Here is a 22,548-nt window from a genome sequence, read left to right as displayed (position 1 = left end):
ACGCAGATGACGACACGCAGCACGAGAAGCCCCCGCCGCCGGACCGTCGTGGCCCTCGCCGTCGTCCTCGCCGTCCTCGCCGGCTTCATCGTGCGCCTGGTCGACATCCAGGTCGTCAACGCCGACGAGCACATCCAGGACTCGCTGGACACGGCGTTCGCAAGCTCCCAGACCCTCTACGGGACCCGCGGGCAGATCGTCGATGAGAGCGGGCAGACGCTGGCCGGCAGCATCCTCCGCTACGACTGCCAGCTCGACCCCCTGCTGATCACGCAGATCGACGCCCAGGTGCTGGAGGGCGAGTCCGACGCGCCGCTGTGGGGGGACCTGTCCAGCGACGTCGCCCGCATCACCGGGCAGACTCCGGAGGAGGTGCGCGAGATCGTCGGCACCGCCCTGGCCGCCGACCAGTACTCGCGCTACGCGCAGCTGAAGAAGGGCGTCTCGACCGAGCAGTTCCGTGCCCTCGCCGACCTCGAGGCGCCGTACATCACGTGCATCTCCCACCCGGCGCGCGCCTACCCCGACGGCGCCGTCGCGGGCAACCTCGTCGGGTTCATGGGCACCGACGGCGAGGCGCTCGAGGGACTGGAGAAGTCGCAGAACGACTGCCTGGCCGCCGAGAACGGCAGCCGCAGCTACGAGAAGGGCAAGGACGGCGTCGTCATCCCCGGCACCGAGACCGAGGTGCCCGCGCAGGACGGCGGCACGCTGCAGCTGACCATCAACCGCGACCTGCAGTGGTATCTGCAGCAGCTCATCGCCGAGCAGACGCAGAACATGGCCGCCCAGCACGGGTCGGTCCTCGTCTACGAGGTGAAGACCGGCAAGGTGCGTGCGGCGGCGGAGTACCCGACCGTCGACCCCAACGACGTGGACGCCACCGATGCGGAGGACCGGACCAGCGAGATCTTCCGCGGCTCCTTCGAGCCCGGGTCGACGTTCAAGGCGCTCACCGCCGCCACCGTCATCGACGCCGGCGGTCAGACGCCGCATTCCACGGTCACCGCCGCGGGGCTGGAGACATTCCCGAACGGTGCGCGCGTGCGCGACGCGTTCCAGCACCCCGCGAACCTCTACACGCTGACCGGCGTGCTCATCGACTCCTCGAACGTCGGCATCTCCAAGTTCAGCGAGCGGGTCGACAACCAGACGCGCTTCGACTACCTGACGCGCTTCGGCATCGGCGCCGGCACCGGCTCGACCTACCCGCTCGAGGGCAACGGGCTGATCCACCCGGTGTCGGAGTGGGGCGCGCAGACGGCGTACAACACGTCGTTCGGGCAGGGCGTCACGACCACGATGCCCGAGCTCGCCCGGGCCTACGGGGCGATCGTGAACGACGGCGTGATGATGCCGCTGACGATCGTCGAGTCGTGCACCCGGCCCGACGGCACCGTGGTGACGCCGGAGCTCGCCGAGCCCGAGCAGGTGATCAGCGAGACCACGTCGGCGCACATGCGCGAGATGCTCGAGAACGTCTTCCTGCAGGCGCCGTACGCCAAGACGGTCGAGATCCCGGGCTATCGCCTGGGCGGCAAGACGGGCACCGGTGAGAAGCCCGACCTCGTCAACGGCGGCTACAAGGCGGGTGTCTACTACACGACCATGGTCGGGTTCGCGCCCGCCGACGATCCCGAGTACGTGGTGGTCGTCACCCTCGACGAGCCGACGAAGGTAACATCGTCTGCGGCCAATGCGACCGCGTTCCAGAAGGCCATGACCCAGGTTCTGAAGACGTATCGCGTCATGCCCTCGACGTCGTCGCCGGAGCTGCTGCCCAAGTTCGGGTAGTCCCGTGCCGGATTCCAGCTGAGGGCCGGAGTACTCCCCACATGATCGCGCTCACCATCGCCCAGATCGCCCACGCCGTCTCGGGCGAGCTTCATCTCGCCCCCGGCGCCACCGCCGACACCGTCATCTCGGGGGCCGTCGACACCGACTCCCGGCTCATCGAGGCGGGCGGCGTGTTCGTCGCGAAGCCCGGCGAGGAGACCGACGGCCACCTGTTCGTCGATGCCGCCGCCGGGAAAGGCGCGGCCCTCGCGATCGTGGAGCGGACGGTCGAGGCTCCGGTGAGCCAGATCGTCGTGGCCGACGCCGTGGAGGCGCTGGCCGATCTCGCCCGCGACGTCGTGAAGCGGGTGAAGGATGCCGGTGACCTCCGCGTCGTCGGCATCACGGGGTCCAACGGCAAGACGACGACGAAGAACCTGCTCGCCCGCATCCTGGAGGGGGAGGGCGAGACCGTCTCGCCGAAGGCGTCGTTCAACAACGAGGTCGGCGCGCCCCTGACCATGCTCCGCGTGACCGCGTCGACGAGGTACCTCGTGAGCGAGTTCGGGGCGAGCGGCCCCGGCGCCATCGCGCGCCTCGCCGGCCTCGTCGACCCGGACGTCGCCGTCGTGCTCATGGTCGGGATGGCCCACGCCGGCGGGTTCGGCGGGATCGAGGGGACCTTCCACGCGAAGTCCGAGCTGGTGAAGTCGCTGCGGGCGGGCGGCGTGGCCGTCCTCAACGCCGACGACGCCCGGGTCGCCGCGATGGCGCCCATCGCGTCCGAGGCGGGTGCGGGTGTCCGCTGGTTCGGCCGCGGCCAGGGTGCGACCGACGTGCGGGCGGACGACGTCGTGGTGACGGCATCCGGAACCTCGTTCACCGTGACCGCCGACGGCGTCTCGCTGCCGCTGCGACTGCGGGTGCTCGGCGAGCACCACGTGATGAACGCGCTGGCCGCCATCGCCGCGGCCACGACGCTCGGCGTGTCCCTCGCCGACGCCGTCGCGCGCCTGGAGACGGTCGAGATCGCCGAGCGCTGGCGGATGCAGCCGCTGGGCTCGGACCGCGTGCGCATCATCAACGACGCCTACAACGCCAGTCCCGACTCCATGGCGGCAGCCCTGCGCACACTCGCGCAGATCACCGGTCCGGGCGAGCGCACGGTGGCGGTGCTGGGCGCGATGAGCGAGCTCGGCGAGTACTCCGAGGAGGAGCACGACCGCGTCGGGCTGCTGGCGGTGCGCCTGGGCATCCAGCGGATCGTGGTGGTGGGCGACGCGGCGCGCCGCATGTACCTCGAGGCCGTCGCGCAGGGTTCGTGGGACAACGAGGCGGTCTTCTTCTCGACCGCCGACGAGGCGTTCGACTACCTGCGGGGCGAGCTGCGCGAGGGCGACCGCGTGCTGGTGAAGTCCTCCAACTCGGCGGGACTGCGGTTCCTCGGCGATCGTCTGGGAGAATCGTTCTCGTGAGATCACTCCTTACCGCGGCAGCGATCTCGCTGGCATTCACCCTGTTCCTCACGCCGGTCTTCCTCCGGCTGTTCCGCCGATGGGGCTGGGGCCAGGTGATCCGGACCCCGGAGGACATCCGCAACCCCAATCACCAGACCAAGCGCGGCACGCCCACCATGGGCGGGACGATCTTCATCGTCGGAACCATCGTCGGATACCTCGTCGGCGGCTTCGCGGGCAACAACCCGCCCACGATCTCGGGTCTGCTGGTGATATGGATGATGGTCGGCCTCGGCGCGGTCGGCTTCATCGACGACTACATGAAGGTTCGTCAGCAGAAGTTCATGGGACTGAGTGGCTGGCGCAAGATCCTCGGCCAGGTGATCGTGACGGTGCCGTTCGGCATCGTGGCGCTCAGCTTCCCCAACCAGTACGGGCAGACCCCCGCCTCGCCCTACATCTCCGTCTTCCGAGACGTGCCCGTGCTCTCGTTCATGGCGCTCGGTCTCATCGTCGGCTGGATCCTCTACCTCGCCTGGGTGTCGTTCATCGGCGTCGCCTTCTCGAACAGCACCAACGTGACCGACGGGCTCGACGGGCTCGCGGCCGGCTCGGGCATCTTCGTCGCGGGCGCCTACAGCCTGATCGCCTTCTGGCAGTTCAACCAGGCCTGCTGGGGAGGCGAGGCGCTGTCGGCTGCGGCGAAGGCCGCGTGCTACCCGACGCGCGACCCCTTCGACCTGGCCATCGTCTCCGCGTCGTTCGTCGGCGCCCTGGTCGGCTTCCTGTGGTGGAACGCGCCCAAGGCGAACGTCTTCATGGGCGACGTCGGATCGATGGCGATCGGCGGGGTCCTGGCCGCCATGGCGATCCTGACCCGCACCGAGCTGCTGGCGGTCCTCGTCGCCGGCGTCTTCGTCATCGCCCCCGGCTCGGTGATCCTCCAGCGGCTGTACTTCAAGATCACCCGCGGCAAGCGGCTCTTCCTGATGAGCCCCTTCCACCATCACCTCGAGATGCGCGGCTGGTCCGAGGTGACCATCGTGGTCCGCATGTGGATCATCGCCGGCCTGCTCGCGGTGTCGGGTGTCGGATTCTTCTACGTCGAATGGCTCTCCCGCACATGACCTCGGAACGCCTGGCCACCCTGACCAGCTGGAACGCGGACTGGAAGGGGCTGCGGGTCGCCGTGCTCGGGCTCTCCGTCACCGGCTTCTCGGTCGCCGACACGCTCGCCGAGCTGGGCGCCGACGTCCTCGTCGTGACCGAAAGGGCCGACGAGGAGTACGAGCGCCTGCTGCCCGTCATCGGCGCCCGGCTCTGGACCGGGCCGCTCGGCTCCGTGCCGGCCGAGCTCTCCGGGTTCGAGCCCGACGTCGTCGTCGCCTCGCCGGGCTTCTCGCCGCGGCATCCGGTCATCACGTGGGCCCGCGAGCGCGACATCGCGCTGTGGGGCGACATCGAGCTGGCATGGCGCGTCCGCGACAAGGTGCTGCGCGCGGACGGCACGCCGGCGGACTGGATCCTCGTCACCGGGACGAACGGCAAGACGACCACGACGCGCCTGACGGCCGCCATGCTCGTCGCCGGCGGGCTGCGGGCGGCGCCGGTCGGCAACATCGGCACGCCGGTCCTCGATGCGGTGCGCGACCCCTCGGGATTCGACGCGCTCGTGGTCGAGGTCTCGAGCCACCAGCTCTGGTACCTGGGTCTGCAGAGCAGTCCCGAGCCGGTCTCGCCGCACGCGGCGGTGTGCCTGAACCTCGCCGACGACCACCTCGAGTGGCACGGCTCGTTCGACGACTACCGCGACGCGAAGGCGCACGTCTACGACAACACCCGCGTCGCGTGCGTGTACAACAAGGCGGATGCCGCGACCAGGCGCATGGTCGAGGACGCCGATGTCATCGAGGGCGCGCGGGCCATCGGCTTCGATCTCGGCGTGCCCGGCCCGAGCGACCTCGGCGTCGTCGAGGACATCCTCGTCGACCGCGCCTTCCTGGAGGACCGGCACAAGAGCGCACTGGAGCTGTCGACGGTCGACGAGCTGACGCAGCTCGGGCTGGCGGCACCCCACATCGTGGCGAACATCCTCGCCGCCGCCGCGCTCGCGCGCTCGCTGGGCGTGCCGCCGCTCGCGATCCGCGACGCGCTGCGCGGCTTCCGCCTCGACCCCCACCGCATCGAAGTGGTCGCCCGGCACGCCGGCATCACCTGGATCGACGACTCGAAGGCCACGAACCCGCACGCCGCCGCGTCGTCGCTCGCGGCGTATCCCGGTGCGGTGTGGGTGGTCGGCGGCCTGCTGAAGGGCGTCGACATCTCGGCTCTCGTCGCCGGCAGGGGCGCCGGAACGAAGGCGGCCATTGTCATCGGCCTCGAGCGGGCGGAGGTGGTCGCCGCGTTCGAGCGACACGCGCCGGCGGTGCCCGTGTTCGAGGTCGAGGCCGATGAGACTGAAGAGGTCATGGCGCAGGTCGTCGAACTGGCGGCGGCGGTGGCGCGCGACGGGGACGTGGTTCTCCTCGCTCCCGCCGCAGCATCCTTCGACCAGTTCACGTCATACGCAGACCGCGGCCGCAGGTTCGCCGCCGCGGTACGGGATCGGATCGGGACAGGGGAGACGGGTGACCACGACGCAGCCGCCTCGGACCCGGCCGACCCGGACGGGTCCGACACCGACGAGCGCCGAGGACACTGACTCCGCGCGCCGCGGGCTCGCCGCGCGGGTCTCCCTCGGGCGCATCTTCGCCCCGGTGCCGAGCGAGTTCCTGCTCATCGCGTCCACGACGCTGCTGCTGACGGTCTTCGGGCTGGTGATGGTGCTGTCGGCGACGTCGGCGATCGCGACCGCGCGCGGCGTGGCGCCGTGGGAGGACGTCATCAAGCAGGTCGCCTTCGCCGCGATCGGCATCCCGCTCATGCTCATCGCCAGCCGGCTGCCGCTGACCTTCTTCAAACGGGTGGCCTGGCCGGCCCTCATCGCGGCGATCGCGCTGCAGCTCCTGGTGTTCACGCCGCTGGGCATCGACATGGACGGCAACCGCAACTGGATCAACGTCGGCGGCGTGCAGGCGCAGCCGTCGGAGTTCCTCAAGCTCGCCCTCGCCCTGTGGGTGGCGTTCGTGCTGTTCCGCAAGCGCACGCTGCTGGCCGACTGGCGCCACGTCTACATCCCGCTCGTGCCGGTGGCGGGGCTGGCGATCGCGACCGTGATCGCGGGCCGTGACCTCGGCACCGCGATGATCCTCGTCCTGGTGGTGCTCGGCGGGCTCTTCTTCTCCGGCGTGAAGCTGCGCGTGTTCATCCTGCCGATGGTGGCCGCGGTCGGCTTCGTCGCGTTCTACTTCCTGACGAGCCCCGACCGCATGCGGCGGTTCATGAGCTTCCTCAACCCCAACTGCCTCGACGACTACTTCAACGACTGCTACCAGCCGCTGCACGGCATCTGGGGTCTCGCCAGCGGCGGCATCTTCGGGCTCGGGCTCGGCAACTCGCGCGAGAAGTACGACTGGCTTCCCGCGGCGGCCAACGACTACATCTTCGCGATCGTCGGCGAGGAGCTCGGGCTCATCGGCTGCGCGGTGGTGCTGACGCTGTTCGCCCTGTTCGCGGTCGGCGCGTTCCACATCATCCGCAAGACGGACGACCCGTTCGTGCGCATCGCCGCCGGCGGCATCACGGTCTGGATCGTCGGCCAGGCGCTCATCAACATCGGCGTGGTGCTGCGTGTCTTCCCGGTGCTGGGCGTGCCCCTGCCGTTCATGTCGCAGGGCGGCACGTCGCTGCTGTCGGTGCTCGTGGCGGCCGGCGTCCTGCTGGCCTTCGCCCGCACCCTGCCGGCCTCCGTCGCGCGACGCGAGGCGCGCATCGCCGAGGTGCGCGCCGCGCGCGAGCGGGCGAAGCTGCGCGCCGTCCGCTGACCGCGATCGTTGCCGCCGGCCTCGGGCGCCCCCGGTCTCTTCTCCCGGGTTTGGGGCGCGCCCCGTGCGCTCGGGGCGCGCGAGGTGCGCCCCGAACGGACGCGGTGCGCCCCGAACCTGGAAGGACCGAGCCGGGTAGGCTCGGGGAGTGACGACGTACCTCCTGGCCGGCGGCGGCACCGCCGGACACGTGAACCCGCTCCTGGCGGTCGCCGATGCACTGCGCGCCCGTGACCCGGAGGCCGTGGTGCTCGTCCTCGGCACCCGAGAAGGGCTCGAGGCGCGCCTCGTGCCCGAGCGGGGCTACGAGCTGCTGTTCGTCGACAAGGTGCCGTTCCCGCGGCGCCCCGACAAGGCCGCCGCAGCCTTTCCGGCGCGGTTCCCGCGCGCGATCGGACAGGTGCGCGCCCACATCCGCGCACGCGGCGTCGACGTCGTCGTGGGCTTCGGCGGCTACGCCTCGGCACCCGCCTACGTCGCGGCGCGCCGTGAGCGCGTGCCGTTCGTGGTCCACGAGGCGAATGCGCGCCCGGGACTGGCGAACGTGCTCGGCGCCCGCCGGGCCGCCGGCGTCGGCGTGGCCTTCGAGGGCACCCCGCTCAAGCGATCGCGGGTGGTGGGGATGCCGCTGCGCCGCGAGATCGTCACTCTCGACCGCGCCGCACTCCGCGCCGAGGCGGCCGCCCACTTCGGGCTCGACCTCGCCCGGCCCGTGCTGCTGGTGTTCGGCGGGTCACTCGGGGCTCAGCGTCTCAACGAGGCCTTCGGCGAGGGCCACGGCACCGCCTGGCGCGACGTCCTCGACGCCGGCTGGCAGCTGCTGCACATCACGGGGGAGCGTTCCGAACTCTCCGACCCCGGTGTGCCCGGCTACGTCGTGCGCCGCTACGTCGACCGCATGGACCTCGCGTTCGCCCTCGCCGACGCGATCGTGTCGCGCGCGGGCGCCGCGACCGTCAGCGAGATCAGCGCCCTCGGCATCCCGACGGTCTACGTGCCCTACGCCGTCGGCAACGGCGAGCAGGCGCTCAACGCGTCGTCCGCCGTCCGCGCGGGCGCGGCCGTGCTGATCCCGGATGCCGACTTCACGGGCGATCGCGTCCGCTCCGAGGTCATCCCCCTCCTGGGCGACGACGCCCGGCGTGCGGCGATGACGGCGGCCGCGGCATCCGTCGGCACGCGCTCGGGGACGCAGAACGTCGTCGCGATGATCGACGCCGCACTCCGGGGCTGACGAGGACCTCCGAGCCGGGGACGGTCAGCGCGCCCTGCCCGAGGCACCGGCCGCCCAACTTAGGATTGGACGGTCATGATCAGACCCGATCTCACCCTCCCCATTCCCGACGACATCTCCGCGGCCCACTTCATCGGCATCGGCGGATCCGGCATGTCGGGGCTGGCCCGCATGTTCCTCGAGCGCGGCATCCGCGTGTCGGGGTCCGACCGCGCCGACAGCGCGGCGCTTCGCGAGCTGGCCGGACTCGGAGCCACGGTGCACGTCGGGCACGACGCGGCGAACCTCGCCGACGACGTCGACACCGTCGTGCACACCGGTGCGATCTGGCCCGAGAACCCGGAGTTCGTGCTGGCGAAGCAGCGCGGCCTGCACGTCATCCACCGCTCCCAGGCGCTGTACTGGCTCATCGGCGGGCGGCGCCTCGTCTCGGTCGCCGGAGCCCACGGCAAGACGACGTCGACGGGCATGATCGTCACGGCCCTGCACGACCTCGGCGTCCAGCCGACGTTCGTCAACGGCGGCGTCATCGCCCAGCTCGGCGTGTCCAGCGGCAGCGGCTCGGACGACCTCTTCGTCATCGAGGCCGACGAGTCCGACGGCACGTTCCTGCTCTACGACACGTCGGTCGCGCTCATCACGAACGTCGACCCCGACCATCTCGACCACTGGGGCACCCGCGAGGCGTTCTACGAGGCGTTCGCGCGCTTCGCCGACGAGGCGCGCGAGGCCGTCGTGATCTCGTCCGACGACCCCGGTGCGCAGCTGGTCGCCGCCCGCCTCACGCACGCGCACGTCGTCACGTTCGGCGAGGCCGACGACGCCGCCGTGCGCGTGAGCGACGTCGTCACCGACGGCCCCGTGGCGTTCCGCGTCACCTACGACGGGCGCACCGTCGACGCGCAGCTGCCGGTCCCCGGCGCGCACAACGCGATCAACGCCGCCGGCGCCGTCGCGGTGCTGCTGACCCTCGGCCACGACCTCGAGCCGGCCGTCCGTGCCGTGGAGGGGTTCGCGGGCACGGTCCGCCGGTTCGAGCTGCACGGCGTCGAGCGCGGCGTCAGCGTCTTCGATGACTACGCCCACCACCCCACCGAGGTCGCCGCGGCGCTGGCCGCCGCACGGACGGTCGTCGGCGACGGCCGCATCATCGCGATCCAGCAGCCCCACACCTATTCGCGGACGCAGGAGATGTACCGCGAGTTCGCCGAGGTGCTCGAGCGGTACGCCGACCACACGGTCATGCTCGACGTGTACGGGGCGCGCGAGGACCCGGTGCCCGGCGTGACGGGCGAGCTCGTCAGCGGCGCGTTCGCCGACCCGTCGCACGTGCACTTCGTGCCCGACTGGCAGCAGGCGGCCGACTACACGGCGTCGGTGGCCCGCGACGGCGACTACGTCATCACCCTGGGCTGCGGCAACGTCTACCAGATCATCCCGCAGGTCCTCGAGGCTCTCGGCCGCACGCGCACGGGGGAGTAGCAGCCGATGCGCCGTCCGTCGCCGTTGCCGCAGCCGCCGGTCGCCTCGCGCACCCCTGCGCAGCCGGCCGCGCCGGCGCGCCGGTCGCGCGAGCGGGCCGAGGCGGCACCGGCCGCAGCCGCCCCCGAGGATCACGCCGGCACCGGCGTGGACGAGGGCGCGCCGGCGCCCGTCATCCCGCTCGCGGCACCGACGCCCGCCGCGCCCGGGTCCAGCCCGGACGTCGGCGGCGAGGCCGCCGATCCGGCGGAGGCGGCCGAGGTCGGCTTCCGCGAGGTGTGGAGGGCGGCGCACGCGCGACGCAAGGCGTTGCGCGCCGAGATCCGCCGCTTCACCGCGCGCCAGCGACGTCGCCGCATGATGTGGGTCGGGGCCGCGGCATCCGTGCTGGTCCTCGCGCTCGGCACCCTCGGTGCCGCCTACAGCCCGCTGTTCGCCGTCGAGGAGATCACCGTCACCGGGGCGCAGCAGCTCGACGTCGCCGCGGTCGAGACGGCCCTGGCCGGTCAGCTGGGCACGCCGCTTCCGCTGGTGGACGAGAGCGAGGTCAAGGCGGAGCTCGTCGCCTTCCCCCTCATCGAGACGTACGCCCTCGAGGCGCGTCCGCCGCACGAGCTCGTCGTGCGCATCGTCGAGCGCACGCCGATCGGGCTCATCGAGACGCGCGCGGGATACACGCTGGTCGATGCCGCGGGAGTCGCGCTGTCGACCACCGCCACGCCGGCGGCGGGGACGCCGCTGCTGTCGATCGAGGGCGGCGTCGACTCCGACGCGTTCGCCGCGGCCGGACAGGTGATGCGCTCGCTCCCCGCCGACATCCGCGCCCAGGTGACCGAGGTCTCGGCGACCACCCCGGACGACGTGACCCTCGCGCTCGGCGGCTCCAACGCGCAGATCGTATGGGGAAGCGCCGCGGACTCGGCCGAGAAGGCCGTGAACCTCGCCAAGATGATGGCCGCCCGGCCCCCGGCGGAGGTCTCCACGTACGACGTGTCGTCGCCCGACGTCGTCGTCGTCCGCTGATCGAGGGCGTCCCCGCGAAAGTTCGGGACCGGATGCCGCGACACGCCGATCCGCTCCCGGCGCGGGGGCGGCGTCCGCATACTTTCGAGTCGAGGAATTGCATACCGGGCAATTCTTTATACCTCTACTAGAGGTTGAAGGTTTAGAAGGTCCAGGGCTACGGAGGCCGGCATGAGCCAGAACCAGAACTACCTCGCCGTGATCAAGGTCGTCGGCGTCGGCGGCGGTGGTGTCAACGCGGTCAACCGCATGATCGAGCTCGGCCTGCGGGGCGTCGAGTTCATCGCCATCAACACCGACGCCCAGGCGCTGCTGATGAGCGACGCCGACGTCAAGCTCGACGTCGGGCGCGAGCTCACGCGCGGGCTCGGCGCAGGCGCCGACCCCGAGGTGGGCCGTCGGGCCGCGGAGGACCACGCCGAAGAGATCGAGGAGGCCCTGCGCGGCGCCGACATGGTCTTCGTCACCGCGGGCGAGGGCGGCGGAACCGGCACCGGCGGCGCCCCCGTCGTCGCGAAGATCGCGAAGTCGATAGGAGCGCTCACGATCGGTGTCGTGACGAAGCCCTTCTCGTTCGAGGGTCGTCGCCGCCAGCAGCAGGCCGAGACGGGCGTCTCGCGCCTGAAGGAAGAGGTCGACACCCTCATCGTGGTGCCGAACGACCGCCTGCTCGAGATCAGCGACCGCGGCATCTCGATGATCGAGGCGTTCGCCACGGCCGACCAGGTGCTCCTCGCCGGTGTGCAGGGCATCACCGACCTCATCACCACGCCGGGTCTGATCAACCTCGACTTCGCCGACGTCAAGTCCGTCATGCAGGGAGCGGGGTCCGCCCTCATGGGCATCGGCTCGGCGCGGGGGGCGGATCGCGCCATCAAGGCCGCCGAGCTCGCCGTGGAGTCTCCGCTGCTCGAGGCGTCGATCGAGGGTGCGCACGGCGTGCTGCTGTCGATCCAGGGCGGATCGAACCTCGGCATCTTCGAGATCAACGATGCCGCCCAGCTGGTGAAGGAGGCCGCGCACCCCGAGGCCAACATCATCTTCGGAACGGTCATCGACGACACGCTCGGCGACGAGGTGCGCGTCACCGTCATCGCCGCGGGATTCGACGGCGGCGAGCCGCAGACGCGCATCGAGCCGATCACGGCCGCCCGCGTGGTCTCCACGCCCGCGATCCCCGTCACCCCGGCCGAGGAGGCGGCGAAGGACCACCGCGAGACGACCGAGCAGGCGCCGGTGCCCGTCTCGGTGGGCGCGGTCACCGAGTCGTCGTACGACACGGCCTTCGGCGACGACGACCTCGACATCCCCGACTTCCTGAAGTAAGCCCTGCGGCGCGCTCAGGACAGGCTCAGAAGGTGATGGGAGATCTCCGGGCGCGCCTCGCGGCGGTCGACGACAGGATCGCGGATGCCGCGCGCGCGGCCGGTCGCGATCCCGCGGCGCTGACCCGCATCGTCGTCACGAAGTTCCACCCGGCGTCGCTGGTCGCCGAGCTGCATCGGCTCGGCGTCCGCGACGTGGGGGAGAACCGCCAGCAGGAGCTCAGCCGCAAGGTGGCCGAGGCCGGCGACCTCGACGGCCTGCGGTGGCACTTCATCGGGCAGGCGCAGACCAACAAGGCGCGGGCGATCCGGGCCGCGGCATCCGTCGTCCACTCCGTCGACCGTGCCCGCCTCGCCGACGCGCTCCACGCCGCCGCAGAGCCGGGGGAGCCGGCGCTGGACGTGCTCCTGCAGGTCAACCTGACCGACGATCCGGGGCGCGGGGGCGTGGCCCCGGCGGAGCTGGAGTCGCTGGCCGCACACGCCGCCGGGCTGCCGTCGCTGCGCGTGCGCGGGATCATGGCCGTCGCCCCCCTCGACGAGCCGCCCGCGCCCGCGTTCGAGCGTCTGCGCGGCCTCGCCGAGACGCTGCGCACCGTGGTGCCCGACGCCGGCTGGATCTCGGCCGGCATGACCGCCGACTTCGCCGAAGCCATCGCGGCCGGCGCGACACACCTACGCATCGGCTCGGCAATCACGGGCCCCAGACCACAACGCGGTTAACCTCGGAACAGATGAGCACTACGGAGGATCAGATGTCGAACCCGCTCAAGAAGACCATGGTGTACCTCGGACTCGCGGACGAGGAAGAGGTCTACGAAGAGCCGGCCCCGCAGCCCCGTGCTCGCACGTCCGAGAAGGCGGTCGAGAAGCCGGCCGCCCCGGTGACGCCGATCCACCGCCCTGCCGTCGTGCGGCAGCCGGCGCCCGCGACGATCAACGAGATCCTCACCGTGCACCCGAAGCAGTATCGCGATGCGCAGATCATCGCCGAGAACTTCCGCGACGGCATCCCGGTGATCATCAACCTCTCGCAGATGAGCGATGCCGACGCGCGCCGCCTGATCGACTTCGCCAGCGGACTCTCGCTGGGGCTCTACGGGCGCATCGAGCGCGTCACGAGCAAGGTCTTCCTGCTGTCGCCCGAGAACGTCGCCGTGTCGGGCGATGGGGCGGTTGCACAGGCGGATCCGGAGTCGGTTCCCTTCGCGCAGCCGTAATCTGGCTACGTGGCAGTCGTCCAACTCATCGCAGCGATCCTCAACCTCGCGCTGCTGCTCTATGTCTTCGTGTTGCTCGCCCGGCTGATCCTCGACTGGATCCCGTTCTTCAATCGGGAGTGGCGCCCTCGCGGCGCCGGCCTGGTGGCCGCCGAGATCGTCTACACCGTCACCGATCCGCCCATCAAGCTGTTCCGCCGCTTCATTCCGCCGCTCCGCGTGGGCGCGATCGCGATCGACTTCGGATTCGCGCTGACGATGCTGCTCGTGTTCATCCTGCTCAGCGTCACGCGCACCGTCGCGGGCTGAGCCGAAGGGCGGCATCCGACGCGCCGGTGCCCTTCGACACTCTCCGGACCGGTGACTATGCTTGCCTGATACGCACCGCCGTCCACCGGCGGTCGGCCCCGACATCGGCCAGCGACCAGAGCGCTCGAAAGAGGAATCACCATGGCATTGACCCCCGATGACGTCGTCACCAAGCAGTTCCAGCACGTCCGCTTCAAGGAGGGCTTCGACCCGGACGAGGTCGATGACTTCCTCGACGAGATCGTCGTCGAGTGGCGCAAGGCTCTGGCTGAGAACGAGGAGCTGAAGGCCAAGCTGGCGGCGTACGAGTCGGGCTCCGCTCCCGCGCCGGCCGCCGCCCCGGCCCCTGCCCCCGTCGAGGCCGCTCCTGCCGCCGCCGCCACCGCCGGCGGCCCCGCCGCGAGCGCCGGCATCATCGAGCTCGCGCAGCGTCTCCACGACGAGCACGTCGCCGAGGGCATCGCCCAGCGCGACCAGCTCATCGCCGACGCCAAGGCGCAGGCCGCCTCGATCGTGTCGGAGGCCGAGACCCGCGGTCGCGAGGAGGTCGCCCGTCTCGAGCGCGAGCGCACCAACCTCGAGGGCCGCATCTCCGAGCTGCGCAACTTCGAGCGCGACTACCGTGCGCAGCTCCGCAGCTACATCGAGGGCAAGCTGCGCGACCTCGAGACCACGGCGACGACGTCCGGCGCACAGCCGGTCTCGGCGCTCGGTCTCTAGGCCCGGTCCTTGACGGGCCGACCTCCCCTTCGTCAGGCGGCGGCCGGCACCATCATCGCGACTCTCGCGGTGCTGGTGCTGGCCGCCGACCAGTTGGCGAAGCAATCCGCTCTGCAGAACCTCCCGTACCAGGAGCCGGTGCACGTCATCGGCGACTTCCTGATCTTCTACCTCACGCGCAACCCGGGCGCCGCCTTCTCGCTGGGCGCCGAGGTCACGTGGATCTTCACCATCGCCCTGGCCGCCGTCGCCGTCGTGATCGGCTGGCTCGCGGCCACGCGGGTGCGCTCACGCCTCTGGGCGGTCGCGCTGGGACTCCTCCTCGGCGGCGTCCTCGGCAACCTGACCGACCGTCTGCTGCGTGAGCCCGGTTTCGCCGTCGGGCACGTCATCGACTTCATCAACACGCCGTGGCTCTGGTTCTTCCCGGGGATGTCGCCGGCGATCTACAACATCGCCGACATCTTCATCGTGTCGATGATGATCGGCGTCGCGATCCTCGTGGTGGTGGGCCTGCACCTCGACGGCACGCGCGAGCCGCGCCGCGGGGCCGCTGCGGCCGATGACGAGCAGGCGGATGCCGCGGCATCCGGCTCTCCCGAGGACTGACGTGGAGTCGCGCAGCCTTCCCGTGCCCGACGGCCTCGACGGCGCCCGCGTCGACGCCGCGCTTGCCAAGATGCTCGGCTTCTCGCGGACCTTCGCGGCCGACGTCGCCGAGGCCGGCGGGGTGTCGATGGACGGCCGCACGCTCGCGAAGTCCGACAAGCTGCGCGGCGGCGCCTGGCTGGACGTCTCGTGGGCGCCGAAGGAGGAGCCGCGGGTGGTGCCCGTCGAGGTCCCCGACCTCGGCATCGCCCACGACGACGACGACATCGTGGTGGTCGACAAGCCGGCCGGCGTCGCGGCCCATCCCTCGCTCGGGTGGGAGGGGCCGACGGTGCTCGGCGCCCTCGCCGCGGGCGGCTTCCGCATCGCCACGACGGGCGCGGCCGAGCGCCGGGGGGTCGTGCACCGCCTCGACGTCGGCACCAGCGGGCTGATGGTCGTGGCCAAGACCGAGCGCGCGTATGTCGCGCTGAAGCGGGCGTTCAAGGAGCGCGAGGTCGAGAAGATCTACCACGCGGTCGTGCAGGGCCACCCCGACCCGCTCGTCGGCACGATCGACGCGCCGATCGGGAGGCATCCGTCCCACTCCTGGAAGTTCGCGGTCACACCCGACGGCAAGGACTCCATCACCCACTACGAGACGCTCGAGGCGTTCCCGGGGGCGTCGCTTCTGGAGATCCACCTCGAGACGGGGCGGACGCACCAGATCCGCGTGCACATGGCCGCGCACCGGCATCCGTGCGTCGGCGATCCGCTGTACGGGGCGGACCCGACGATCTCGGCCCGGCTGGGGCTCACGCGCCAGTGGCTGCACGCGCGCGAGCTGTCGTTCGTCCACCCGGCGACCGGCGAATGGGCCACCTACACGTCGGAGTACCCGGCCGACCTGGCGCACGCGCTGGACGTGCTGCGCGGCGACTGAGCCCGGGGCCGTCGAGCACGGAATCGGACATTTCGTGCGACACGCGGCGAACGGATGCCGCGGCCCGGCGTGTCGGCGGAACCCTCCGATTCCGTGTCAGCGGCCGCCCTCGAACCGGGCGACGTCGTCGTCGGTCAGCGCAGACTCGATGCGCCGCCGCATGTCATCCTGCTCGAACGCCGGCAGGGCGCCCAGGTCGTACCAGCCGACTTCGGTCATCTCGCCGTCGACCGGGAACGGGTCGCCCGACACCCAGCGGCAGCGGAAGGTCAGATCCAGGTAGTCGCTCTGGTCGCCGTTGCTGTAGGTGATCCGCGGGATCTGGTGCACCCACGCGAGGCGCTCCACGCGGCAGCGGACGCCGGCCTCCTCGAGGGTCTCGCGGACGGCGGCGTCGGCGGGCTCCTCGCCGGGGTCGACGATGCCCGTGACCGGCGTGAGATGGCCGTTGTCGCTGCGGCGGCCGAGGAGCACGCGGTCGTCGCGGAGCACGACCGCCGTCACGCCGACCAGCGGCAGCGGGTCGGTGCCGATCTTGCGGCGGAGGTCGAGGACGAAGTCGGGGGTGGGCACGCACCCACCCTAGGCGCGGATGTCGGAGCCGCCGGTCAGACTGGGGGCATGGCGATCGAGGTGCGGCCGGCGACGGTGTTCGAAGACGTCGCGACGCTGGTGGGCCCCAAGAACCCGCAGTCGAGCGTGTGCTTCTGCCTCAGTTACCGCATCCCCTCGAAGGAGAACGTCGCGCTCAAGGGCCCGGAGCGGGCAGACCGCGTGCGCCGGCTCATGGCGGAGGAAGGACCCATCGGCGTGCTCGCGTACGACGGCGACGAGCCGGTCGGGTGGGCGGCCGTCGCACCGCGCCGCCGGACGCACTTCGCCACCTTCCGCAAGATCCCGCACGTCGACGACCTCGACGTGTGGTCGCTGTGGTGCTTCCGCGTGCGCCCCGGGCACCGCAAGAAGGGCGTCATGCACGCCCTCATCGACGGTGCGGTGGAGTTCGCCCGTGCGCAGGGCGCCCCGGCGATCGAGGGGTACCCGGTCGACAACGGCGGCCAGAAGGTCGACCTCACCATGGCGTACGTCGGAACCCGCGGCCTGTTCGAGAAGGCAGGCTTCGCCAAGGCGGCCGACACCGCGTCGGTGCTCTCGGGGTTTCCGCGCGTGCTGATGCGACGCGACCTCTAGCGTGGACGCGTGAACGACCTGCTGCGCCGGCGCTTCGAGCGCTCGAACACCCTGTACCTCGAGTTCCTCGACACCGTGCCCGAGAGCCGCCTCGGCTCGAGGCTGGCCGACCTTCCGTCCGACACGATCGGGCATCAGCTGTGGTGCGTGCTCGGCGCGCGCGAGAGCTACCCGCGCGCGGCGAAGGCGGGCCAGTGGCAGGGCTTCACGAGCCCCGTCACGGCGGAGCAGACGACGGATGCCGGGGCCCTGCGATCCGCGTTCGTCCAGACTGCCGCCGACCTCGACGCGTGGATCGCCGGCCTCGCCGCCGACGACGAGGAGTCCCTGCGGTACGTGCTCGCCCTCCTCGAGCACGAGACGCAGCACCAGGGCCAGCTCATCCGCTACCTGTACGGATTGGGCATCGACCGTCCGCACACGTGGCAGCAGCAGTACGCCCTCGACGAGGAGTTCTGACGCGGGGCGACCCTCACCCTCCACTCGAGGGTGAGGCGTATCCGCCGGGCGGCTCGCGGACCCGCCGACAGCGGCCCGCCCATGTCGGCGCCGGTTCGTAGACTCGTTGCGTGGCATCCGACTCCTTCGTTCATCTGCACGTCCACAGCGAGTACTCGATGCTCGACGGAGCCGCCAAGATCGGCGCGATGACGCAGGCGGCAGCCGACTACGGCATGCCCGCGATCGCCGTGACCGACCACGGCAACACGTTCGCCGCGTTCGAGTTCTACAACGCGGCCAAGGCGGCCGGGGTCAAGCCGATCATCGGGCTCGAGGCGTACGTCACGCCCGGCACGCACCGCAGCGACAAGTCGCGCGTCGCGTGGGGCACACCCGAGCAGAAGAGCGACGACGTCTCGGGCTCAGGCGCCTACACCCACATGACGATGTGGAGCCAGAGCACCGAGGGCATGCACAACCTCTTCCGGCTGAGCTCGCTGTCGAGCATGGAGGGCTACTACTTCAAGCCCCGCATGGACCGGGAGCTGCTCGAGACGTACGGCAAAGGGCTCATCGCCACGACGGGATGCCCCTCCGGCGAGGTGCAGACGCGTCTGCGGCTCGGCCAGTACGACGCCGCCCGCGCGGCCGCCGCGGAGTTCCAGGACATCTTCGGCAAGGAGAACTACTTCGCCGAGATCATGGACCACGGGCTGTCCATCGAGCGTCGCGTGATGACCGACCTGCTCCGGCTGGCCAAGGACCTCGACATCCCCCTGGTCGCGACCAACGACTCCCACTACACGCACCAGCACGAGGCGGACGCGCACGCGGCCCTCCTCTGCGTGCAGTCCGGCTCCACGCTCGACGACCCCAACCGCTTCAAGTTCGACGGCGACGGCTACTACGTCAAGACCGCGCAGGAGATGCGGCAGATCTTCCGCGACCACCCGGAGGCCTGCGACAACACGCTGCTCATCGCCGAGCGGTGCGAGGTCGAGTTCAACACGTCGGCCAACTACATGCCCCGCTTCCCGGTGCCCGACGGCGAGACCGAAGACAGCTGGCTCGTCAAAGAGGTCGAGGCGGGGCTGCACTACCGGTACCCCCAGGGCATCCCCGACCGGGTGCGCAAGCAGGCCGAGTACGAGACGGGAATCATCCTCCAGATGGGGTTCCCCGGCTACTTCCTCGTCGTCGCCGACTTCATCAACTGGGCCAAGGACAACGGCATCCGCGTGGGTCCGGGCCGCGGTTCCGGAGCCGGGTCGATGGTCGCGTACGCGATGCGCATCACCGACCTCGACCCGCTCGAGCACGGACTGATCTTCGAGCGCTTCCTCAACCCCGACCGCGTCTCGATGCCCGACTTCGACGTCGACTTCGACGACCGTCGCCGTGGCGAGGTGATCGACTACGTCACCGAGAAGTACGGCTCCGAGCGGGTTGCGCAGATCGTGACCTACGGGACGATCAAGTCCAAGCAGGCGCTGAAGGACGCCGGCCGCGTGCTCGGCTTCCCGTTCAGCATGGGGGAGCGGCTCACCAAGGCGATGCCCCCGGCCGTCATGGGCAAGGACATGCCGCTGAGCGGCATGTTCGACCCGCAGCATCCGCGGTTCAAAGAGGCCAGCGAGTTCCGTGCCCTCATCGACACCGACCCCGAGGCCAAGACGGTCTTCGATCGCGCGCTCGGTCTGGAAGGGCTGAAGCGGCAGTGGGGCGTGCACGCGGCGGGCGTCATCATGTCCAGCGAGCCGCTCCTGGACATCATCCCCATCATGCGCCGCGAGCAGGACGGCCAGATCGTCACGCAGTTCGACTATCCGTCGTGCGAGACGCTGGGCCTGATCAAGATGGACTTCCTGGGGCTGCGCAACCTCACGATCATCTCCGACGCGCTCGACAACATCCGCATGAACAGGGGCGAAGAGCTCGACCTCGAGCATCTCGCCCTCGACGATCGCGCCGCGTACGACCTGCTCACGCGGGGTGACACCCTCGGGGTGTTCCAGCTCGACGGCGGGCCGATGCGGTCGCTGCTGCGCCTGATGAAGCCCGACAACTTCGAGGACGTCTCCGCCGTCATCGCGCTGTACCGGCCCGGGCCCATGGGCGCGAACTCGCACATCAACTACGCCCTGCGCAAGAACGGCCAGCAGGAGGTGACGCCCATCCACCCCGAGCTCGAGGAGCCGCTGCGAGAGATCCTCGACATCAGCTACGGCCTGATCATCTACCAGGAGCAGGTCATGGCGATCGCCCAGAAGGTGGCGGGCTTCTCCCTCGGACAGGCCGACATCCTCCGCCGCGCGATGGGCAAGAAGAAGAAGTCCGAGCTCGACAAGCAGTACGAGGGCTTCTCCGGCGGCATGAAGGAGCGCGGGTTCGGCGACGCCGCGATCAAGGCGCTGTGGGACATCCTGCTCCCGTTCTCCGATTACGCCTTCAACAAGGCGCACTCGGCCGCCTACGGCCTGGTGTCGTACTGGACCGCGTACCTGAAGGCGCACTATCCGGCCGAGTACATGGCCGCGCTGCTGACGAGTGTGGGCGACTCGAAGGACAAGATGGCCGTGTACCTCAACGAATGCCGTCGCATGGGCATCAAGGTGCTGCCGCCCGACGTCGGGGAGTCGATCCGGTACTTCGCGGCCGTCGGCGAAGACATCCGCTTCGGGCTGGGCGCCGTCCGCAACGTCGGCACCAACGTCGTCGACGCGATCGTCGAGGCGCGGGCCGATGCGCCGTTCACGTCGTTCCACGACTTCCTCGCCAAGGTGCCCGTCCCCGTCGCCAACAAGCGCACGGTGGAGTCGCTCATCAAGGCGGGGGCGTTCGATTCGCTCGGTTCCACCCGCCGCGCGCTCATGGAGATCCACGAGGACGCCACCGAGGCGGCCGTGCTCGACAAGCGCCGCGAGGCCAACGGCGAGGTCGGCTTCGACTTCGACTCGCTGTGGGGCGAGGACGAGCCGCAGCAGGCGGCGAAGGTCCCCGAGCGTCCCGAGTGGACCAAGAAGGACAAGCTGGCGTTCGAGCGCGAGATGCTGGGCCTGTACGTGTCGGACCACCCGCTGGCCGGGCTCGAGATCCCCCTCGCGAAGCACGCCTCCACGAGCATCCACGACCTCCTCGCCTCCGAGGACATCGGCGACGGCGACCAGGTCACGGTCGCGGGCCTGGTCACGAGCGTCCAGCATCGCGTGGCCAAGCAGAGCGGCAACCCGTACGGCATGATCACCGTCGAGGACTTCGACGGCGAGATCACCGTCATGTTCATGGGCAAGACCTACACCGAGTTCCAGCACATGCTGCAGGGAGATGCGATCCTGGTCGTGCGGGGACGGGTGTCGCGCCGCGACGACGGCATGAACCTGCACGCGCAGTCGGCCTTCACGCCCGACCTCGGGTCGCTGGACGAATCCGGCTCCCTCGTGCTCGTCATGCCCGAGAGACGGGCGAGCGAGGACGTGATCGGCGAGCTGCTGCAGACGCTGCAGCGTCACGGCGGCGATACGGAGGTATCGCTCAAGCTGCACAGCGGCAGCGTCGCGAAGGTGTTCGAGGTGCCCCACACCGTGCGGATCACCCCGGACCTCTACGGCGAGCTCAAGGGCCTGCTGGGGCCGCAGTGCCTGGGCTGAGCTCCCGCCCGCGTTCGAGCGTCCGTGATGTGGCCGTGGATCGCGTGGTCTCATCGCGGTCTCATGCGCGCTGAGTAAAATCGGCTCGACGCGGGCCTCGCGGGCCCGCCGGAAGGAACAGACATCGTGACGGACGAGAATCAGAACGTGCAGGTCGACAGAACGGCAGCCGACGAGCCGCAGTACGGGGTGGGTCCGTTCTCGATCCGGGAGGTCGCACTCGTCGGCACCTGGCTCGTCGCGTTCGTCGTCTCGTTCTTCCCCATCATCGGCGAGCTCGGCGAGGGGCCGTCGGTGTGGACCCACGGGATCGACTGGGTGCTGACCATCGGCCTTCCCACCGTGGCGGTCTTCCTCATCGTGCTGCGCCGCCTCTCCCCGCAGGGCATCCGCCGCGTCGGCTCGCTCGGCATCGACCAGTTCGCGTCGGTGGCCTTCTCGGTCGCCGCCGTGACGTGGCTGAACATCCTGTGGCACTCCTTCGTCTCCCTCGCCGAAGAGCGCTTCTTCATCGCGACGTGGGTCGTGTGGGTCGAGTTCTTCCTCATGCTCGCCGGTGTGGTGCTGACCGTCGTCGCGCCGTTCATCGCCCCGTTCGCCCAGGACTTCCAGGGGCGCCCCGAGGCTCCGGCGCACCGCAACGCGCGGCAGGTCCGTCCGGTCACCCCGCGTCCGCCCGTCGAGCGCCCCGAGCGGGCGCCCGAGCAGCACGAGCCCGCCCCGTACGAAGCGGCGGCCGCCGCGCCGTACCCGCCCGAGGCGGCGCCCTCCGCGTCCGAGGCGGCTCCGGCGGCGAACGAGCCGGCTCCGGCGTACGTGCCCGATCGCGAGGATGCGGCCGGCGCCCGCGGTGCCTCGAGCGCCGAGGCCACCACCACGGTGATCCCGGTCGATCGCGAGACGGATGCCGTCGCCGCGGACGACGCCGCCGCCGCGGACACGGCGCCCACCGTGGCCGAGCCGGTGCAGACGCGCGAGTCGTTCGAGCACGTCGAGAACCCGAGCTCCACGGTCGAGCCGGCGGCCGCGACGACGCCGCAGAGCCAGGCCTTCTGGGCGCTCGTGCCCGAGGAGCGCGACGTCGTCGACGAGATCGGCATCCCGGTGTTCCGCATCGGCCCGACCGCGTGGGCCCTCGTGATCGAGGACCGCGGTGACGCGTTCGTCGTCCGTCACGAAGACGGCCGCATCGGCTACCTGCACGACGTCTCCGGCGTCACGCGGGGCTGACGGCGCGACGACCGATCCCGCGGCGACCGCGCGATACCG

At 70.7% G+C, this 22,548-nt stretch carries 20 protein-coding genes; 19 read left to right on the top strand and 1 reads right to left on the bottom strand.

The features are described from left to right. Nucleotides 1-6: 6 nt before the first annotated feature. From ACZBH1_RS17020 to ACZBH1_RS16950, 15 genes are all read left to right on the top strand, one after another. The gene (locus ACZBH1_RS17020; RefSeq protein ID WP_463647001.1) at nucleotides 7-1,794 is read left to right on the top strand and encodes a peptidoglycan D,D-transpeptidase FtsI family protein; all 1,788 of its coding nucleotides are present in this window, start codon (nucleotides 7-9) and stop codon (nucleotides 1,792-1,794) included. Between the two features lie 41 nt (nucleotides 1,795-1,835). Further along, nucleotides 1,836-3,251 carry a UDP-N-acetylmuramoyl-tripeptide--D-alanyl-D-alanine ligase gene (locus tag ACZBH1_RS17015; RefSeq protein WP_452324269.1) on the top strand — a complete coding sequence of 472 codons (1,416 nt, stop codon included), beginning with the start codon at nucleotides 1,836-1,838 and terminating at the stop codon, nucleotides 3,249-3,251. Then, on the top strand, nucleotides 3,248-4,360 hold the full coding sequence (gene mraY, locus ACZBH1_RS17010; protein WP_336397787.1) for a phospho-N-acetylmuramoyl-pentapeptide-transferase: 1,113 nt from the start codon (nucleotides 3,248-3,250) through the stop codon (nucleotides 4,358-4,360). The genes ACZBH1_RS17015 and mraY overlap by 4 nt, the downstream gene beginning before the upstream one ends. Next, entirely contained in the window at nucleotides 4,357-5,934 is a 1,578-nt protein-coding gene (gene murD / locus ACZBH1_RS17005) for a UDP-N-acetylmuramoyl-L-alanine--D-glutamate ligase (RefSeq protein WP_463647000.1), read from the top strand. The genes mraY and murD overlap by 4 nt, the downstream gene beginning before the upstream one ends. Next, nucleotides 5,861-7,156, top strand: a complete 1,296-nt coding sequence (gene ftsW / locus ACZBH1_RS17000; protein ID WP_336397789.1) for a putative lipid II flippase FtsW — start codon at nucleotides 5,861-5,863, stop codon at nucleotides 7,154-7,156. Before murD ends, ftsW begins: the two co-directional genes overlap by 74 nt. Nucleotides 7,157-7,304: 148 nt before the next feature. Beyond that, nucleotides 7,305-8,390, top strand: a complete 1,086-nt coding sequence (locus ACZBH1_RS16995; RefSeq protein ID WP_463646999.1) for a UDP-N-acetylglucosamine--N-acetylmuramyl-(pentapeptide) pyrophosphoryl-undecaprenol N-acetylglucosamine transferase — start codon at nucleotides 7,305-7,307, stop codon at nucleotides 8,388-8,390. Between the two features lie 75 nt (nucleotides 8,391-8,465). Continuing rightward, entirely contained in the window at nucleotides 8,466-9,872 is a 1,407-nt protein-coding gene (murC, locus tag ACZBH1_RS16990; RefSeq protein WP_452324271.1) for a UDP-N-acetylmuramate--L-alanine ligase, read from the top strand. Nucleotides 9,873-9,878: 6 nt separating this feature from the next. After that, nucleotides 9,879-10,895: an FtsQ-type POTRA domain-containing protein gene (locus ACZBH1_RS16985; protein WP_463646998.1), complete on the top strand. Its 1,017-nt coding sequence runs from the start codon at nucleotides 9,879-9,881 to the stop codon at nucleotides 10,893-10,895. A 171-nt stretch (nucleotides 10,896-11,066) separates the two neighbouring features. Then, entirely contained in the window at nucleotides 11,067-12,221 is a 1,155-nt protein-coding gene (ftsZ, locus tag ACZBH1_RS16980) for a cell division protein FtsZ (protein ID WP_336397791.1), read from the top strand. A 35-nt stretch (nucleotides 12,222-12,256) separates the two neighbouring features. After that, the gene (locus tag ACZBH1_RS16975; RefSeq protein ID WP_463647070.1) at nucleotides 12,257-12,943 is read left to right on the top strand and encodes a YggS family pyridoxal phosphate-dependent enzyme; all 687 of its coding nucleotides are present in this window, start codon (nucleotides 12,257-12,259) and stop codon (nucleotides 12,941-12,943) included. Nucleotides 12,944-12,975: 32 nt separating this feature from the next. Then, a complete protein-coding gene (locus ACZBH1_RS16970) occupies nucleotides 12,976-13,440 on the top strand; it encodes a cell division protein SepF (RefSeq protein ID WP_336398050.1) in 465 nt (154 codons plus the stop codon). Between the two features lie 9 nt (nucleotides 13,441-13,449). After that, nucleotides 13,450-13,749, top strand: a complete 300-nt coding sequence (locus tag ACZBH1_RS16965) for a YggT family protein (RefSeq protein ID WP_336397793.1) — start codon at nucleotides 13,450-13,452, stop codon at nucleotides 13,747-13,749. Between the two features lie 141 nt (nucleotides 13,750-13,890). Then, a complete protein-coding gene (locus ACZBH1_RS16960) occupies nucleotides 13,891-14,469 on the top strand; it encodes a DivIVA domain-containing protein (protein WP_336397794.1) in 579 nt (192 codons plus the stop codon). A 9-nt stretch (nucleotides 14,470-14,478) separates the two neighbouring features. Next, on the top strand, nucleotides 14,479-15,078 hold the full coding sequence (lspA, locus tag ACZBH1_RS16955) for a signal peptidase II (protein WP_336397795.1): 600 nt from the start codon (nucleotides 14,479-14,481) through the stop codon (nucleotides 15,076-15,078). Nucleotide 15,079: 1 nt separating this feature from the next. Beyond that, nucleotides 15,080-16,000 carry an RluA family pseudouridine synthase gene (locus ACZBH1_RS16950; protein ID WP_336397796.1) on the top strand — a complete coding sequence of 307 codons (921 nt, stop codon included), beginning with the start codon at nucleotides 15,080-15,082 and terminating at the stop codon, nucleotides 15,998-16,000. Between the two features lie 96 nt (nucleotides 16,001-16,096). On the opposite strand, the gene ACZBH1_RS16945 is transcribed toward ACZBH1_RS16950, so the two are convergent. Next, a complete protein-coding gene (locus ACZBH1_RS16945; RefSeq protein WP_378880494.1) occupies nucleotides 16,097-16,573 on the bottom strand; it encodes an NUDIX hydrolase in 477 nt (158 codons plus the stop codon). 48 nt (nucleotides 16,574-16,621) lie between these two features. Between ACZBH1_RS16945 and ACZBH1_RS16940 the strand changes: the two genes are divergently transcribed. From ACZBH1_RS16940 to ACZBH1_RS16925, 4 genes are all read left to right on the top strand, one after another. Beyond that, nucleotides 16,622-17,191, top strand: a complete 570-nt coding sequence (locus ACZBH1_RS16940) for a GNAT family N-acetyltransferase (protein WP_463646997.1) — start codon at nucleotides 16,622-16,624, stop codon at nucleotides 17,189-17,191. A 9-nt stretch (nucleotides 17,192-17,200) separates the two neighbouring features. Continuing rightward, nucleotides 17,201-17,650: a DinB family protein gene (locus tag ACZBH1_RS16935; protein ID WP_463646996.1), complete on the top strand. Its 450-nt coding sequence runs from the start codon at nucleotides 17,201-17,203 to the stop codon at nucleotides 17,648-17,650. 158 nt (nucleotides 17,651-17,808) lie between these two features. Next, nucleotides 17,809-21,279 carry a DNA polymerase III subunit alpha gene (dnaE, locus tag ACZBH1_RS16930; RefSeq protein WP_378881281.1) on the top strand — a complete coding sequence of 1,157 codons (3,471 nt, stop codon included), beginning with the start codon at nucleotides 17,809-17,811 and terminating at the stop codon, nucleotides 21,277-21,279. 126 nt (nucleotides 21,280-21,405) lie between these two features. Further along, complete coding sequence (locus ACZBH1_RS16925; RefSeq protein ID WP_463646995.1) at nucleotides 21,406-22,509, top strand: hypothetical protein; 1,104 nt, start codon at nucleotides 21,406-21,408, stop codon at nucleotides 22,507-22,509. The last annotated feature ends 39 nt before the right edge of the window (nucleotides 22,510-22,548 follow it).

This window comes from Microbacterium sp. ZXT2-5 (genome assembly GCF_055329545.1).
This window is presented reverse-complemented; position numbering and strand designations above follow the sequence as displayed.

Bases quoted from the DNA above. Each gene is read 5' to 3' on its own strand.
- ACZBH1_RS17020 (WP_463647001.1), top strand. From the start codon at position 7: ATGACGACACGCAGCACGAGAAGCCCCCGCCGCCGGACCGTCGTGGCC.
- ACZBH1_RS17015 (WP_452324269.1), top strand. From the start codon at position 1,836: ATGATCGCGCTCACCATCGCCCAGATCGCCCACGCCGTCTCGGGCGAG.
- murD (WP_463647000.1), top strand. From the start codon at position 4,357: ATGACCTCGGAACGCCTGGCCACCCTGACCAGCTGGAACGCGGACTGG.
- murC (WP_452324271.1), top strand. From the start codon at position 8,466: ATGATCAGACCCGATCTCACCCTCCCCATTCCCGACGACATCTCCGCG.
- ACZBH1_RS16985 (WP_463646998.1), top strand. From the start codon at position 9,879: ATGCGCCGTCCGTCGCCGTTGCCGCAGCCGCCGGTCGCCTCGCGCACC.
- ftsZ (WP_336397791.1), top strand. From the start codon at position 11,067: ATGAGCCAGAACCAGAACTACCTCGCCGTGATCAAGGTCGTCGGCGTC.
- ACZBH1_RS16975 (WP_463647070.1), top strand. From the start codon at position 12,257: ATGGGAGATCTCCGGGCGCGCCTCGCGGCGGTCGACGACAGGATCGCG.
- ACZBH1_RS16970 (WP_336398050.1), top strand. From the start codon at position 12,976: ATGTCGAACCCGCTCAAGAAGACCATGGTGTACCTCGGACTCGCGGAC.
- ACZBH1_RS16960 (WP_336397794.1), top strand. From the start codon at position 13,891: ATGGCATTGACCCCCGATGACGTCGTCACCAAGCAGTTCCAGCACGTC.
- ACZBH1_RS16940 (WP_463646997.1), top strand. From the start codon at position 16,622: ATGGCGATCGAGGTGCGGCCGGCGACGGTGTTCGAAGACGTCGCGACG.
- dnaE (WP_378881281.1), top strand. From the start codon at position 17,809: ATGCTCGACGGAGCCGCCAAGATCGGCGCGATGACGCAGGCGGCAGCC.